General features: G+C 55.3%; 16 protein-coding genes. All 16 read right to left on the bottom strand.

What is annotated here, in order from left to right; genetic code table 11:
• Nucleotides 1–83 precede the first annotated feature (83 nt).
• The 16 genes from LKE23_RS07640 to rsmG all read right to left on the bottom strand — a co-directional run bounded on the left by LKE23_RS07640 (nucleotide 84) and on the right by rsmG (nucleotide 14,793).
• Nucleotides 84–1,223 carry a sensor histidine kinase gene (locus tag LKE23_RS07640; protein ID WP_291976767.1) on the bottom strand — a complete coding sequence of 380 codons (1,140 nt, stop codon included), beginning with the start codon at nucleotides 1,221–1,223 and terminating at the stop codon, nucleotides 84–86.
• A gap of 18 nt (nucleotides 1,224–1,241) precedes the next feature.
• Entirely contained in the window at nucleotides 1,242–1,931 is a 690-nt protein-coding gene (locus LKE23_RS07635; protein WP_267202373.1) for a response regulator transcription factor, read from the bottom strand.
• A gap of 96 nt (nucleotides 1,932–2,027) precedes the next feature.
• Entirely contained in the window at nucleotides 2,028–2,618 is a 591-nt protein-coding gene (locus LKE23_RS07630; protein WP_291976766.1) for a hypothetical protein, read from the bottom strand.
• Nucleotides 2,619–2,767: 149 nt separating this feature from the next.
• Nucleotides 2,768–3,910, bottom strand: coding sequence for an IMP dehydrogenase (guaB, locus tag LKE23_RS07625; protein ID WP_291976765.1), 1,143 nt, complete (start codon nucleotides 3,908–3,910; stop codon nucleotides 2,768–2,770).
• Nucleotides 3,911–3,990: 80 nt separating this feature from the next.
• On the bottom strand, nucleotides 3,991–4,932 hold the full coding sequence (locus LKE23_RS07620) for a sugar-binding transcriptional regulator (protein ID WP_291976764.1): 942 nt from the start codon (nucleotides 4,930–4,932) through the stop codon (nucleotides 3,991–3,993).
• A gap of 105 nt (nucleotides 4,933–5,037) precedes the next feature.
• The gene (gene deoD, locus LKE23_RS07615) at nucleotides 5,038–5,748 is read right to left on the bottom strand and encodes a purine-nucleoside phosphorylase (RefSeq protein ID WP_267202369.1); all 711 of its coding nucleotides are present in this window, start codon (nucleotides 5,746–5,748) and stop codon (nucleotides 5,038–5,040) included.
• Between the two features lie 18 nt (nucleotides 5,749–5,766).
• On the bottom strand, nucleotides 5,767–7,065 hold the full coding sequence (locus tag LKE23_RS07610) for a pyrimidine-nucleoside phosphorylase (RefSeq protein ID WP_291976763.1): 1,299 nt from the start codon (nucleotides 7,063–7,065) through the stop codon (nucleotides 5,767–5,769).
• A gap of 19 nt (nucleotides 7,066–7,084) precedes the next feature.
• The gene (locus tag LKE23_RS07605) at nucleotides 7,085–8,278 is read right to left on the bottom strand and encodes a phosphopentomutase (protein ID WP_291976762.1); all 1,194 of its coding nucleotides are present in this window, start codon (nucleotides 8,276–8,278) and stop codon (nucleotides 7,085–7,087) included.
• Nucleotides 8,279–8,327: 49 nt separating this feature from the next.
• Complete coding sequence (deoC, locus tag LKE23_RS07600) at nucleotides 8,328–9,005, bottom strand: deoxyribose-phosphate aldolase (protein WP_267202366.1); 678 nt, start codon at nucleotides 9,003–9,005, stop codon at nucleotides 8,328–8,330.
• A 239-nt stretch (nucleotides 9,006–9,244) separates the two neighbouring features.
• The gene (locus tag LKE23_RS07595; RefSeq protein ID WP_291976761.1) at nucleotides 9,245–10,009 is read right to left on the bottom strand and encodes a DUF1129 domain-containing protein; all 765 of its coding nucleotides are present in this window, start codon (nucleotides 10,007–10,009) and stop codon (nucleotides 9,245–9,247) included.
• Between the two features lie 37 nt (nucleotides 10,010–10,046).
• A complete protein-coding gene (gene ychF, locus LKE23_RS07590) occupies nucleotides 10,047–11,144 on the bottom strand; it encodes a redox-regulated ATPase YchF (RefSeq protein ID WP_267202364.1) in 1,098 nt (365 codons plus the stop codon).
• A gap of 82 nt (nucleotides 11,145–11,226) precedes the next feature.
• Complete coding sequence (locus LKE23_RS07585; RefSeq protein WP_291976760.1) at nucleotides 11,227–11,427, bottom strand: DUF951 domain-containing protein; 201 nt, start codon at nucleotides 11,425–11,427, stop codon at nucleotides 11,227–11,229.
• A gap of 11 nt (nucleotides 11,428–11,438) precedes the next feature.
• Nucleotides 11,439–12,326, bottom strand: coding sequence for a ParB/RepB/Spo0J family partition protein (locus LKE23_RS07580; RefSeq protein ID WP_291976759.1), 888 nt, complete (start codon nucleotides 12,324–12,326; stop codon nucleotides 11,439–11,441).
• Nucleotides 12,313–13,083, bottom strand: a complete 771-nt coding sequence (locus tag LKE23_RS07575; protein WP_291976758.1) for a ParA family protein — start codon at nucleotides 13,081–13,083, stop codon at nucleotides 12,313–12,315. The genes LKE23_RS07580 and LKE23_RS07575 overlap by 14 nt, the downstream gene beginning before the upstream one ends.
• 11 nt (nucleotides 13,084–13,094) lie before the next feature.
• Complete coding sequence (locus tag LKE23_RS07570) at nucleotides 13,095–14,051, bottom strand: nucleoid occlusion protein (protein ID WP_291976757.1); 957 nt, start codon at nucleotides 14,049–14,051, stop codon at nucleotides 13,095–13,097.
• 16 nt (nucleotides 14,052–14,067) lie between these two features.
• Nucleotides 14,068–14,793: a 16S rRNA (guanine(527)-N(7))-methyltransferase RsmG gene (rsmG, locus tag LKE23_RS07565; RefSeq protein ID WP_291976755.1), complete on the bottom strand. Its 726-nt coding sequence runs from the start codon at nucleotides 14,791–14,793 to the stop codon at nucleotides 14,068–14,070.
• Nucleotides 14,794–14,814 lie beyond the last annotated feature (21 nt).

Raw genomic sequence — 14,814 nt, 5'->3', positions numbered from 1 at the left:
CTTACAGTTTAACACACTCTAAATTTGTTGAATATAGCAGAGCAAAAAAGAATGGCGAATTTCGTTTGAAATTCGCCATTCTTTTACTTGGTACCCTGGTTCTCCTGCTTCAGCGGCAGGGTCACCCGAAAGGCCGTTTCGTTCTCATCTGAGGTAACGCTGACCTGGCCATGGTGCAGGTCGACAATGCTCTTGACGATCGCCAGCCCCAATCCGGTTCCCCCGGTTGCCCGGGAACGGGAGGCCTCCGCGCGGTAGAACCGCTCAAAGAGGTGGTTGAGCGACTTTTCCGGAATCGGTGTCCCGTCATTAGCCACCGTGACGACCACGTTGGTATTTTCCTGGTGGGCATTGATCCGAACATAGCTGGCCCCGTTGCCGTACTTGAAGGCGTTGGTAACCAGGTTGTTGAAGACCCGGCCCAGCTTTTCCGGATCGGCCTCAATCATCAGCGGGTTCGGCACGACCTTCGAGGAGATCTCGATTCCCCGCTTCTCGGCCTCCAGGGCGAAGCTGGCGGTCAATTGCTCCAGCAGCTGGTTGAGATCGACCCGCATGATGTTGACCGGCGCACCATGCTGCTGAACCTTGGTGTATTCGAAGAGGTCCTCCACCAGGTTCTTCATCTGCTTGGCCTTCTCGTAAGCGATGTGGGTGTACTTGAGGATGTCCTCCTCGCTCCGGTACTGCTTATCTTCGACCAGCCCGAGGTAGCCGATGATGCTGGTCAGTGGGGTCCGCAGGTCGTGGCTGACGTTAGTGATCAGCTCATCCTTGGACTTCTCAATCTTGCGCTCGTCATTCATCGACTGGACCACGCTGTCCACCAGGGCGTTGACACTGGTGATCACGTGCTGCTCGTTGCCCTTGAGACGGAAGGGAATCCGGTGATCAAGGTGTCCCTGGGCAATGTAGTGAAGTTCGCCGATGATGTGATCCATCTGGTAAAGGCGGTACCGGCGCCTGAGCCGCCACCAGACGACCCAGACGTCAATCATGACAAAGATGGCAATCAGGATGCGCTGGTAGCTCCAGATCTGCGCCTGCATCGGGCCAATCTTCATTGACTGTTTGATCATGAAGATGCCGTTGTTGACCCCCGGGTTGGACTGGATAACGTCCTGGATGATGTCTAAGATGGCGATATTCAAGAGGACCAATAGAATGACGGTTAGGACCCCTTCAAAAATCAGTGAACTTTTTTCACGGCCAGTTAGCTTCACGCGTGATCCTCCTAATTATTAATGATTCTCAATCTTGTAGCCAACGCCCCAGACGGTCTGAATGACTTTTTCACCATTGGTGGCTTCTTCGATCTTGTCCCGCAGGTGGCTGACGTGGACCATGACGGTCTTGGCCGAGACGACGCTCTCCTGTTGCCAAACCCGTTCGAAGATGTCGTCCGCGGAGAAGACCCGGTTCGGGTGGCTGGCCAGCAGGTAGAGAATCCCGAATTCCAGGGCGGTCAATTGAATCTTGTCGCCTTGGATGGTCTTGACCTCGTGGGAATCCTTATTGATGATCAGTGGACCTACGTTTAAGACGTCAGGCTGGTCGTTGGTGACTTCACCCTGGCTCCGCCGCAAGAGGGACTTGACCCGGGCCATAACTTCCAGCGGGTTAAACGGCTTGGTGACGTAATCGTCGGCCCCGGTAATCAGGCCTTGGATCTTATCCATGTCCGCGGTCTTGGCGGACAGGACCAGGATCGGAATGTCGGAATCCTTGCGTACCTGCTTAATGACCTCCATCCCGTCCATCTCGGGCATCATCAGGTCCAGGATGATCAAGGCGATATCGGGGTTGGTATTCAGTTTCGTAAGGGCCTCCTTGCCGTTATAGGCCGCGACTGGCTCATAGCCCTCGTTTCGAATGTAAATTTCCAACAATTGGACGATTTCCTTGTCGTCATCAACAACTAAAATCTTCATACCCGGCACTCCTTTGCATCGATCTCTTCTTGCATCATTATAACGAATCCACCACGTTCGACTGTTTTCCCGGAACGACTTTTAAAAAGACTTAACCTACTGGTTGTTAACCGTGACGGTCATTGTCTTCGCCTGCTGGCCTTTGGTAACGATCAGGTAGTAGTTCCCTGCTTTGGTAAAGGTGTAGCTGACCGTTGTGACCCCTTGCTGCGGAGCAAAGGTATGTAAAACGTTGCCGGTCCCGGCGTCCACAATTTGGAACTGGGTCTGGGCTGGAACGTTAAAGTTCATTGCGGCCTTTCCGTCATCCAGGCTAACAATCTGCTTAGCTGGCGCCGCCTGATCGGCCGCCAGCTGTTTCCCCTGCTGCGTAGTCGTGCTGCTGGCGGAACTGCTGCTGGCCTTGGCACTCGCCGCAGACGTCTTTTTAACAATCTTCTTCTGCGAAGATGCCGTCTGCTGCTGACCCGTCCCCGATTCGGCTTCAGCATGGAAACCGGAAGTCGAAAGGCTCACTCCAGCAAAGATGGCCAAAATCAACAGGCCCCAGTTAATGAAGACGTTCGTCACGGCCAGGGGCTGCCGTCCGCCCCGGAAGATGTGGCGTGATTGACGAAACCACTGAACAATAAACAAGAGGATGCTGATCAGCAGGACGCCGATTAGGATTGTTTGGTGACCACTCATTGGATTATTCCCCCTCCCCCGAATGGGTAAAGATTTCCATAGTTTTGGATTCTAATCTTAATTGTACCAGGTTCTCAAGCAAAGCGAACAAAAAAAGCCGACCGGACGGCAAAGTCACGGTCAGCTTAAACATCAATGATGATTAACGATTATTTGTAGTTTGGAGCGGCCTTCGTGATCTGCACATCGTGAGGGTGTGATTCACGCAGACCGGCGTTCGTAATTTGAACGAATTGAGCATTTTCGATCAGGCTTGGAATGTCTGGGGCACCACAGTAGCCCATTCCGGAACGCAGGCCACCGTCGATTTGGAAGAGGACGTCGGCAACGTCACCCTTGTAGGCAACCCGGGCTTCAATCCCTTCTGGAACCAGCTTGTTGGCTTCGTTGACACCACCCTGGAAATAACGGTCGGAGGAACCGTGGGCCTGAGCCATGGCACCAACGGAACCCATCCCCCGGTAGGCCTTGAACTTCTTGCCGTTGTCTTCAAAGACTTCGCCAGGTGCTTCGGTCGTCCCGGAAAGCATTCCACCAAGCATGACGGCGTTACCACCGGCAGCCAGGGCCTTCACAACGTCCCCGGAGTACTTGATCCCACCGTCGGCAATGATCGGCTTGTGGTATTCACGGGCAACTTCGGCGGCGTCGTAAATTGCGGTGATCTGTGGAACACCAACCCCGGCAACCACCCGGGTAGTACAGATCGAACCAGGGCCGATGCCGACCTTCACAACGTCAACCCCGGCATCAAAGAGGGCCTTGGTGGCAGCACCAGTGGCAACGTTCCCGGCGATCAGCGTCTGGTCTGGGAAGTGGTCACGGAATTCCTTGATCTTGCGCAGCACACCGGCTGAGTGACCGTGGGCCGTGTCGATAACGATGGCGTCGGCACCGGCATCCAGTAATGCTTGAGCCCGTTCAAAGGTATCGCTGGTTACACCAACGGCAGCGGCACAGAGCAGGCGGTTCTGGTCGTCAACCGCTGCCTTAGTAGCAGTGGCTGGAACCGTGACGCTCTTGACGTTGGCCACTTCACCAGCCTGGGCCTGAATGGACATGTTCTTGTGGACAACCCCGAGTCCACCCTGGAGGGCCATGGCAATCGCCATTGATCCTTCAGTAACGGTATCCATCCCCGCAGAAATAATCGGAATCTTCAGGTGCAGGTTGTCGGCCAGGGTGGTACTCAGGTCGACTTGGTTTGGTAATACGTGGCTCTCCGCCGGAATCAGCAATACATCATCAAAAGTTAAGCCTTTCTTGGCAAACTTTGTGTCCCAATTTGACATCGCTCAAACACGCTCCTTAATTTTGATTAGGTCAACTTTACTAGGAATCTCGCCCGAGGTCAAGGATAAAATACCGAAAATTAATTAGAATACTCTAATAAATTGTTCGCACTTTCCTGGTCAATCACCAAGGTATTGGCGTATCCGGCCACCAGTGAACCGTGGATGGCCGGCACCTTGGCTACGTTGGCCGCCACCAGGATGCTGTGTTTCTTCTTTTTCAGTTCGTCCAGGCGAATCCCGATCGTCCGCTCATTGATGTCGTGATTGACGATGTGGCCCCTGGCATCGATGAAGCGGGAGAAGATATCCCCGACGGCCTCCTGCTGCAGGGCCTTTTGCTCGGCGGCGGTGAAGTAGCCCATCCGAAAGAGCAGGGCCGAATCCCGAACGGTTCCCACCGTGAACATGGCAATGTCGGCCTCCTGCCCCAGCTTCAGGATGTACTTGATGTGGGTATCGTTGGCCACCAGCTCCTTGGTCTTAGCGTGGTCGAAGATGACCGGGACGGGCAGGTATTGCGGAAGGGTGTGAAAGGCGCTAGCGAAGGCATTGACCGTTTCGAAGGCGTAGTTGCGGGTCTCAGTGTTGGCCATGCTGCCCTTCATCTGGACCACCTTGACTCCGGAGACGTCCTTGGCATCGATGTGAAGCGCCACCTGATAGACCGTCTTCCCCCAGCCGAGGCCGAGAATATCATTGTCCTTGACGATCTGTTCGAGGTAGTGGGCCCCGGCAATCCCAACCTCCTCCAGTGGGTTGTCCTTGCCCGGCACAATGATGGCCTTTTTAAGGCTCGGGTACTTTTCGAGTAGGCCCGTCTCCAGCTGGTGAAGGGGGGCCAGGGGGTTATGAATCTTGAAGGTCACCAGGCCCTGATCCCGACCGTACTGGAGCAGGCGCGAGACCGTCGCCCGGGAAATATTGAGTTCCGCCGCGATATCCTGCTGGTTAAAGCCGTCCCGGTAGTAAAGCGTGGCAACCTTCAACGCCAGGGCAATTTTTTTATCCTCACCATCCATTTTGATCTCCTCCTAAACAAAAACAAGGGAGCTGTAAAGCAAAACAGCAGGCCCTTGTTCACTTTCCCCATTCAATATAGCGAACGGGGAATCAATATTCAACTGTTACTTCCCGGCAATGGCGGTCTCCAGTGAGATGTTGATCATGTCGTTGAAGGTCCGTTCCCGCTCCTCAGCGGTGGTCTTTTCTTCACCGAAGATCAGGTCACTGACGGTCAGCACGGACAGGGCGCGGAAGTGAAGCTTAGCCCCCAGCAGGTACAGACCGGCAGATTCCATCTCGGTGCCGAGGATGCCATAGTCACGCAGCTTCTTCATGTCCAACTCGTCGTTGTAGAAACGATCGGCGGCGAAGATGTCCCCTACCTTGGTATCGATGCCGAGCTTTTCTGCAACGTGGTAGGCCGTGTCCAGCAGCTTGAAGTCGGCCAGCGGTGCGTAATGGAAGCCGGCGCCGAAGGTATTCATCGTCACGGCTGAGTCCGTTGAGGAACCTTGGGCCAGGATGACGTCACGCAGGTGAACATCTGGAGCGATTCCCCCACAGGATCCCACCCGGATGATCGTCTTAACACCAAAGAATTTCACCAGTTCGTTGATGTAGATGGACATTGATGGGATCCCCATTCCGGAGCCCTGAACGGATACCCGGTGTCCCTTGTATTCACCGGTGTAACCAAAGGCGTTCCGCACGGAGTTAACCTGCTTAACGTTCTCCAGGAAGTTTTCGGCAATGTACTTTGCCCGCAGCGGGTCCCCTGGCAGTAAAACAACGTCTGCGTAATCGCCCATCTTGGCGCCAATGTGTGTACTCATAATCTGTTCCTCCTCAAATTATTCAATAATTTCATGAATCAGCGTTGGCTTTTCACCCTGCGCACCGATTTCAATGCTTTCGTCTAAGAGCTTTTCTACATCTGAAACATCTTCGCGGTTGCTGTAAATGGTCAGCAGTTCATCACCGGCCGCGACCCGGTCGCCCAGCTTGTGGTGGAGCTCGATCCCCACGCTGTAGTCCAGCTGGTCGTCGGCCTTTTGCCGGCCACCACCGAGCAGCATGCTGGCGGTCCCAATCTCGTCAGCGGTCAGCTTGGTCAGGACACCATCCTGCTTGGCCCGGTACGGCAGCTTGTACTTGGCCTGGGGCATGACCGTGTAGTCGTCCATGACCCGCGGGTCGCCGCCCTGAGCAATTACCATCGCTTTGAAGCGGTCGTAGGCGCTGCCGTCGGTGATTGTCTGTTCCAGCAGCTGACGGGCCTCCTCAGGTGAAGCGGCCTTGCCACCCATGACCACCATGTAGCTGCCCAGCGTCAGGACCAGTTCGGTCAGATCGGCTGGGCCCTTCCCCTTGAGGACATCGATCGATTCTTCGATTTCCAGGGAGTTACCAATTTTGTTGCCTAGCGGCTGGTTCATGTCGGAAATCACCGCCATGCACTGCAGGCCGGCCTGCTTGCCGATGTCGACCAGGGCATGGGCCAGCGCCCGGGACTGGTCGAGGGTCTTCATGAAGGCCCCAGCTCCGGTCTTGACGTCGATCACCAGGGCGTCGGTCCCCGAGGCAATCTTCTTGCTCATGATCGAGCTGGCGATCAGTGGAATCGAGTCCACAGTGTCGGTGACGTCACGCAGGCCATAAATCTTCTTGTCGGCCGGGGCCACCTCCCCAGTGGCCCCAACGATTGCCAGACCTTCCTTGGCTACCTGGGCGATGAAGTCTTCCTCGGACAGTTCGACTTTGAAGCCCGGAATGGCTTCCAGCTTGTCCAGGGTGCCGCCGGTGTGGCCGAGGCCCCGGCCCGAGATCATCGGAACCGGAATGCCGGTAGCTGCGACCATGGCCGCCAGTGGCAGGCTGACCTTGTCCCCGACACCCCCGGTCGAGTGCTTGTCAACCTTAATTCCAGGAATTTTGCTCAGGTCCAGCCGTTCGCCGGAATGCATCATCTTCATCGTCAGGCTGGTCTGCTCTTCGCTAGTCATCCCCTGGAAGAAGATGGCCATCAAGAGGGCACTGGTCTGGTAGTCGGGAATCGTCCCGTTCACTACCCCGTCGATAAAGAATTGGAGTTGCTCGTCCGTCAGCGTCTTACCGTTCCGCTTGGCGTCGATGATGTCGACCATTCGCATTGCAACTGCTCCTCTCTAATTAGTCGTTGCTGATTTCCTTGTAGAAGCTGGTTCCCCGAACGGAGTCCACGTTGAAGTTTTCCAGAATCGTGGCCCCGAGGTCGGAGAAGGTCTTCCGCAGTCCCAATGACTGGTTGGACTTCTTCATTGATGGTGAGTAAACCAGCAGTGGAACATTTTCCCGGGTGTGGTCGGTGCCGCGGAAGCCAGGGTCGTTTCCGTGGTCGGCGGTGATCATCAGCAGGTCGTCCGGCTTCATCTCGTCTAAGACGGTGCCCAGGCGCCGGTCAAAGTCCATCAGGGCCTGACCGAAGCCCTTAGGATTCCGGCGGTGACCGTACATGGCGTCAAAGTCAACCAGGTTGGTGAAGCAGAAGCCCGTGAAGTCCTGCTTCATTACTTCGTCCACGTGGTCCATCCCGTCCATGTTGCTTTCGTTGTGGTAGCCACGATCAATCCCCTGGCCGGAGAAGATGTCGTTGATCTTGCCGACACCGATCACTTCGTAGCCGGCCTCACGCAGCCGGTCCATGTCGGTCGTGCCGATTGGCTTCAGGCTGAAGTCGTGCCGGTTGGCGGTCCGGGTGAAGTGATCCTTGTCAGGACCAACGTATGGCCGGGCGATGATCCGACCAACCGTGTATTCAGGACCGTTGACCAGAGTCCGGGCGTATTCACAGATCTTGTAGAGTTCCTTGACCGGAATTACGTCTTCGTGAGCCGCAATCTGCATTACGGAGTCACCGGACGTGTAGAGAATCAGCTCGCCGGTCTTCATCTGGCGCTCACCGTAGTCGTGAATGACCTCGGTTCCGGAGTATGGCTTGTTAACGATCACCTTGCGGCCGGAGAACTTCTCCAGCTTGTCAACGATTTCCTGCGGGAAGCCGTTTGGGAAGGTCGACAGTGGTTTCATTACCGGCAGGCCCATCATTTCCCAGTGACCGTCCATGCTGTCCTTACCAGCGGAGATTTCTTCCATTTTGCCGTAGTCACCGATAGCCGGGTCAGCCAGCGGAACCCCTTCGATTGGGGTATCACGCAGGTTGCTGATCCCCATCTTGCCCAGGTTTGGCAATTTCAGGTCGCCCTTGTAGAATTCACCAACGTGGCCCAGGGTGTCGGAACCAACATCATCGAACTTGGCGGCGTCGGCAGCGGCACCCGTCCCAACGGAATCCATTACAATTACAAATACACGTTTATAAGCCATTTTTACCCCTCCATCTGGAATACTTGTTAGCTAAAAAATTAGTGGCGAACTAGTCCTGCTTGGCAGCCTCTTCAAGAATTTGAACGGAAGCGGAGACCCCGAGCCGGTTGGCGCCGGCTTCGATCATGCCGTAAGCTTCGGCCAGGCTGTGGATACCACCGGCAGCCTTGATCTTGAAGTCTGGGCCAACGGTTTCCCGCATTAATTTGACGTCTTCGACCTTGGCACCGGAAGTGGAGAAGCCGGTGGAAGTCTTAACGAAGTCGGCCCCGCCCTTGACGGTTAATTCGCAGGCCCGCTTCTTCTCGTCGTCCGTCAGCAGGCAGTTCTCGATGATGACCTTGAGGAGCTTGCCCTTTTCGTGAGTTGCTTCGGCAACGGCCCGGATGTCGTCCTCAACCGCTTGGTCGTGGCCGCCCTTCAGTTCACCGATATTGATAACCATGTCAATCTCGTCGGCACCGTCTTCAATTGCCTGCTTGGTCTCAAAGACCTTGCTGGCCGTGGAAGTTGCCCCCAGAGGGAAACCGATGACGGTGCAGGTGTTGATGTCGGTTCCGGCAAGTCCTTCGTGAACCCGCTTAACCCAGTACGGGTTGATGCAGACGGAGGCGGTGTTGTACTTGCGTGCCTCGGCAACGGTCTTGTCGATCATTTCGGCGGTGGCCTCTGGCTTCAGCATCGTGTGGTCCATGTACTTAGCTAATTGTGCTTGTGTTAACTTCATCGTGATGTCTCCTTTTTGAATACGCTTTCATTTGATTACGTTTACAGTGTAACAATTCTTTGAACAATTGTCCACAGTTTTCTTGAACATTTTTACATTTGTTAGGAACGGTTACTTTTTGCTAATCAATTTAACTAATTTTTTAATAGTCAAAGCCCGGAAGATTGTGAATTCCTGAATTTAGCATATTAAAAAAACAGCTCATCGCATGTTCTGCAATGAACTGTTCCTTAATAATTTTACTTCCGCCGGTTGCCATAGAAGCCACCGGTAATGTGGTAGCGGCGCCGGTAGACAATGTCGCCGACAAAGGTCACAACAGCAATGATCAGGTAAGCCCACTGGTTCAGCCGTGGGTTAACCACGTTTGGCAGCAGGGAGGCCAGCATGTAGACCGCCAGCCAAACCACTAACCCGAAGGCAACGGTCAGCACCCGGAACCACATTGGCTTGGTCTGAACCCACTTGCCCTCCTTGTTCTTGGTTGGCTGCAATTGCCGAGCCACGTAGACGAACAGGAGGCCACCGAGTCCGGCGACCAGCAGGATGGCAGTGATACCACTGCTCCCGGCCCGCTGACTGTGCATTGCCGCCGGAGTCATCCAGTACATCAGTCCGAACATGAAGGTGAAGATGCTCAGGAAAATCAGCATATTGTCAATTGCCATCAGCCAGATTGACTCCTTCGAGATGTGCTCCGGAGTCTTCTTAGGGTTCTTCAGTTCCTTAGCCTGTTCTGTCGGGGTACCGAAGAGGGCCTTGGCAGTCTTCCCCTGCTTTTGCCCCGCAACCAGCTGCTGAGCGGTCTCCTCCAGCATGGCCGGCTTGTCGGCGCTGGCCACTCCGATCCGATCCAGTTGTTTATTCAGCTGGTACATAAATTCCTCGTTCTTGCGCGTCAGGTGGTACTTGCTGTAGGCATTGTCCTGGGCCTGACGTTGAGCCTTAACATGCTGCTTTTGCCGTTGGCCGGCCGCAGCATTGCGTGCTTTCTCTTCGCTCACAAATAAACTCCTCTCGTTCCCTTAGTCGCGTTCAAAATCAGACGTTGAAGCGGAATTCGACGATATCGCCGTCCTGCATTACGTAGTCCTTACCTTCCAGGCGCAGCTTCCCGGCTTCCTTCACGGCGGCCGCGGAACCCAGCTTGTCCAGGTCGTCGAAGCTCATGACTTCGGCCCGGATGAAGCCCCGTTCAAAGTCGGAGTGAATGATCCCGGCGGCCTGTGGAGCCTTGGTGCCCTTCTTGAAGGTCCAGGCCCGGGTTTCCGGTCCACCAGCCGTGAAGAAGGTTTCCAGGCCGAGCAGCTTGTAAGCGGCCCGAATCAGCCGGTTCAAGCCGGGTTCCTTGACCCCTTCCATTTCCAGGAAGTCGGCCTTGTCGGCGTCGTCCATCTCGGCGATCTGTTCTTCGGCAGCGGCAGCAATCCCGATGACCTCGCCGTCACCCTTGACGTGTTCCTTGATGGCTGCCATGTACTTGCTGTTGTCGGGATCGGCCATGTCATCCTCGGAAATGTTGGCAACGTAGAGGACCGGCTTGCTGGTCAGCAGGAAGAGCCCCTTGACGATCTTCTTTTCGTCGTCGGAGAAGTCAATTGACCGGACGCTCTTGCCGTCTTCCAAGACCGGTTTGATCTTGTTTAAGACCGCTAATTCGGCCAGGGCGTCCTTGTCCCGGCCCTTGGCAGCCCGCTGAACCTTGCTCAGGCGCTTGTTTACGGCGTCCAGGTCAGCCATGATCAGTTCCAGGTTGATCGTGTCAATGTCTTCGATCGGGTCCACCTTGCCGGAAACCGTGGTGATGTCGTCGTCATCGAAGGCCCGGACCACGTGGACAATCGCGTCAGTCTGCCGAATATTTTCCAGGAACTTGTTACCAAGCCCTTCACCCTTGCTGGCACCCTTAACAATCCCGGCAATGTCGGTAAATTCAAAGGTGGTTGGCACAATCTTCTTGGCGGGAATCAGCTCCTGAATCCGGTCCAGCCGGGAATCAGGCACTTCCACCATCCCCACGTTCGGGTCGATGGTTGCGAACGGGTAGTTGGCCATCTCGGCTCCCGCCTTGGTAATTGCGTTAAACAGCGTTGACTTACCGACGTTTGGCAAGCCGACGATTCCTGCAGTTAATGACATGAATAATTCACTTTCCTTTTCAATTAATCAATAATTTTTATTTTAAGCTATCTCAACGGTTTTGTGGGCACCAATTTGAAATTTATTCGTCCGCCGAATCAGCGTGCTCCAAAACCTTCTTGAGGCCCTTATCGAACTTCTGGCGGGTCATCATTACCAGGTGGCCGCAGCCCGTGCATTGAATCTTAATGTCCGCGCCAACCCGGGTAATCTGCCAACGGTTGGTGCCGCACGGGTGGGGCTTCTTCATCATCACAATGTCACCCTTATCGTAAGTTGCCATAGTAATCCCTCCTAGTCCAATGAAATGTTCAGCAATTCGAGGATCCGCGTCAAGTCGTCCGTCGATGAGTATGGAATTTCAATCTTGCCGCTGCCCTTCTTCCGGCTCTGGGCAAGGGCCACCTTGGTGCCAAACTTGCTCTGCAGCTGGCTTTCGGCCTCCCGAATGTAGACCGGCTTGCGCTGACTCTTGTGGCGGCTCTTTTTCACCGCCGTCCCGTTCATCTCGGCAACCAATTTCTCCAACTGGCGAACCGTCAGATTTTGATCGACGGCACGCTTGGCAAGCTTGGTCAACTGGCGCTTGTCCTTGAGTCCCAGAATCGTCCGGGCCTGACCCATGGAAAGGTCGCCGGCGTTTAGGGCCTTCTTGATTGGCTCCGGCAAACCCAGCAGCCGCAGGTAGTTAGCAATGTAGGGACGGCTCTTCCCCAGCTTGGTGGCCACCTGGGCCTGAGTCAGGGAGAGCTTGGTCATGAGCGTCTGGTAGGCCTGGGCCTCTTCCAGTGGCGTCAGGTCCTCACGCTGAAGGTTTTCCAGGACGGCGATTTCCATCATCTGCTCGTCGCTCATCACCCGGACAATCGCCGGGATCGTCTTCTGCTTAGCCAGCTTGGACGCCCGGAAGCGCCGTTCACCGGCTACCAGCTCGTAACGCTCCACCTGGGGATCCGGTTGGCGCAGGATGATTGGCTGGAAGACCCCTGACTTCTTGATTGAGTCCGCCAGTTCCTTAAGACCGGCCTGATCAAAGGTCCGCCGTGGCTGGTAGGGATTGGCCCGGATTGCACTCAGGGAAACGTCCTGGACGCTTTCACTGGCATTAGACTCGTCAACGGAATTTTCTTCAAAGAGGGCCTCGATTCCCCGGCCGAGGGCACTTGTTTTACGCTTTGCCATGTTTTGCCAACACTTCCTTTGCTAACTCTTTATAGACTGTGGCTCCGGTCGACCGCTTGTCGTAATCAACGATTGCCATGCCGTGACTGGGGGCTTCGGACAGGCGGACGTTGCGCGGAATCACCGTTTGGTAGACCCGGTCGCCAAAGGCCTTGCGCACCTCGGCGTTAACTTGCTGACCCAGGTTGGTCCGCTTGTCGTACATGGTCAGCAGCACCCCTTCGATCTTCATGTTCGGGTTGAAGTGCTTCCTTACCAGGTTAATCGTGTTTTGCAGCTGGCTCAAGCCTTCCAGCGCGTAGTACTCGCTTTGAACCGGAATCAGGATCGAGTCGGCCGCCGTGAAGGCGTTGATTGTCAATAATCCTAACGATGGCGGGCAGTCAATAAGGATAAAGTCATACTGATCACGCACGTCGCCAAAGGCATCCTTCAGCCGCGTTTCGCGGGCCATCAGATTGGTCAATTCCACCTCGGCCCCCGAGAGGGCAATCGTGGTCGGCGCAATGTCGAGCCCCGGATGACTAGACGGCTGAATGACCTCCTTCAACGGGACCTCATTAATCAGCACATCGTAGACACTTTTTTCAATGTCACGCTTTTCAATTCCTAAACCACTGGTGGCGTTTCCCTGCGGATCCAGGTCAATCAATAAGACCCGCTGCTTGAGATCGGCCAGGCACGCCCCCAGGTTAATACTCGTGGTAGTCTTCCCGACGCCACCTTTTTGGTTGGCTAAGGCAATTACTGCAGCCATACTACTCCTCCTTACTGCTCCTTTGGAATCTCAATGGTAATCCGGTAGCTATCCTTGGTGCTGCTCTCGTGGGTAGTGACCGTAAAGCCGTTTTCGGTGGCCATCTTAATGGATTTCTTGATCGTATTCAAGGCAATCCGACCGTCGCTGGCCTTCGGGGTGGTCTTGGCTGGCTTTTTGCTGGTTCGCTTGCGGTGAGCCTTCTTGGCCGGCTTGGTTGCTTTCGGTTCCGGTGCTGGTTCGGTTAGTGCCGGAGCGGTGGCCTGCTGTTGAGCTTCCTCCCGGGCCGCGGCCTTTTGTTTGGCCACCACGGATGGCAGGGGCCGGCCCAGTACCTTGGCCACCTCGTCCTCGGTTTGCCGGACGGTCAGGCGTTCGTTGACGATCCGCATCAGCATCGTCCGTTGCTGATCCTCATCCAAGTCCAGCAGGGCCCGACCGTGGCGTTCGGAAATCCGGTGGTCCAAAATGGCGGTCTGAACCGGAGTGATCAGCTTCAGGAGCCGGAGTTTGTTGGCCACGAAAGACTGGCTCTTGCCCATCCCCTTGGCGAGGGCCGCCTGGGTCAGGTGGTTGAGATCCATCAATTGACGGTAGGCCTGGGCCTCTTCAACCGAGCTCAGCTGCGCCCGTTGCAGATTTTCCACCAGGGCCAGGGAAGCGGACTCCTCATCCGTCATCTTCTTGATGATTGCTGGAGCGGTGTCCCAGTTTAAGAGCTTCATTGCCCGGTAGCGCCGCTCACCCGCGATGATTTCGTACTTTGCCGGTTCATACTCCCGGAGAACAATCGGCTGCAGGAGCCCGTGCTCGTCAATCGTGTGGGCCAGTTCCTGCAGGTCCTCCTGGTCAAAGACCTTCCGGGGCTGGTAGCGGTTGGGCACGATCTGGTCCAGCTTGATGTCCACTACCTTGTTTTTTCCGTTAGTCGATTCATTCTTACCAAAGTTAAACAGCGAAAATGCCATATTTTCTCCCCCTCACCTATTGAATTGGCTTTTTGTTCGGCAGCCCTGGACGCCGCGGGTACTTGCCCGGCGTCGGTGCAACCTTGTCGATCAGGATCACGTTGCGTTCCTCGTCAATCTCCGGCAGGGTCAGCTTAACCGTCTGCCGCACCTGACCACCCAGCTTCTTGATCGCCGCTTGGGCCTGAGCCAACTCCTCTGGTGCCGCCAGGGCCTTGTAGGCTACGAACTCCCCACCAACCTTGACTGCCGGTAGACAGAGCTCACTGAGGACCGCTAAACGAGCCACCGCCCGGGCCGTCACCAGGTCGAACTGCTCCCGGTGCGGGCTCTTCTTGGCGCTGAAGGTCTCCGCGCGATCGTGAATCAGCTGGACCTCGGTCAGTCCCAGGGTTGTCACCAGGTCATCCAAGAAGTTAATCCGCTTATTTAGCGAATCAACAATGGTGACCTTCAGTTGTGGAAAGGCGATTTTCAACGGCAGTGACGGAAAGCCGGCGCCGGCGCCAATGTCGCACAGCGTCAGTGATTCGGTCTGCAGGCGTGGTTCAGCCAGGGCACCAATGATGGAGTCGTAAAAGTGCTTAAGGTAGACATCATTTTCGGCGGTGATCCGCGTTAGGTTAACGTGTTGATTGCTCTCGACCAGCATCCGGTAATAGGTAGCGAACTGCTCCATTTGCTTAGCAGTTAGCTCAATCCCGTGATCCGCCAGTCGGTGCTGAAATTGTTCAGGGTTCATTAATCTTTGCTCCTTTCGTGA

Source organism: Limosilactobacillus sp. (assembly GCF_022482365.1).
GTDB lineage: Bacteria > Bacillota > Bacilli > Lactobacillales > Lactobacillaceae > Limosilactobacillus.
The sequence above is the reverse complement of the archived record's forward strand: the minus strand, read 5'-3'. Positions and strand labels throughout refer to the sequence as shown.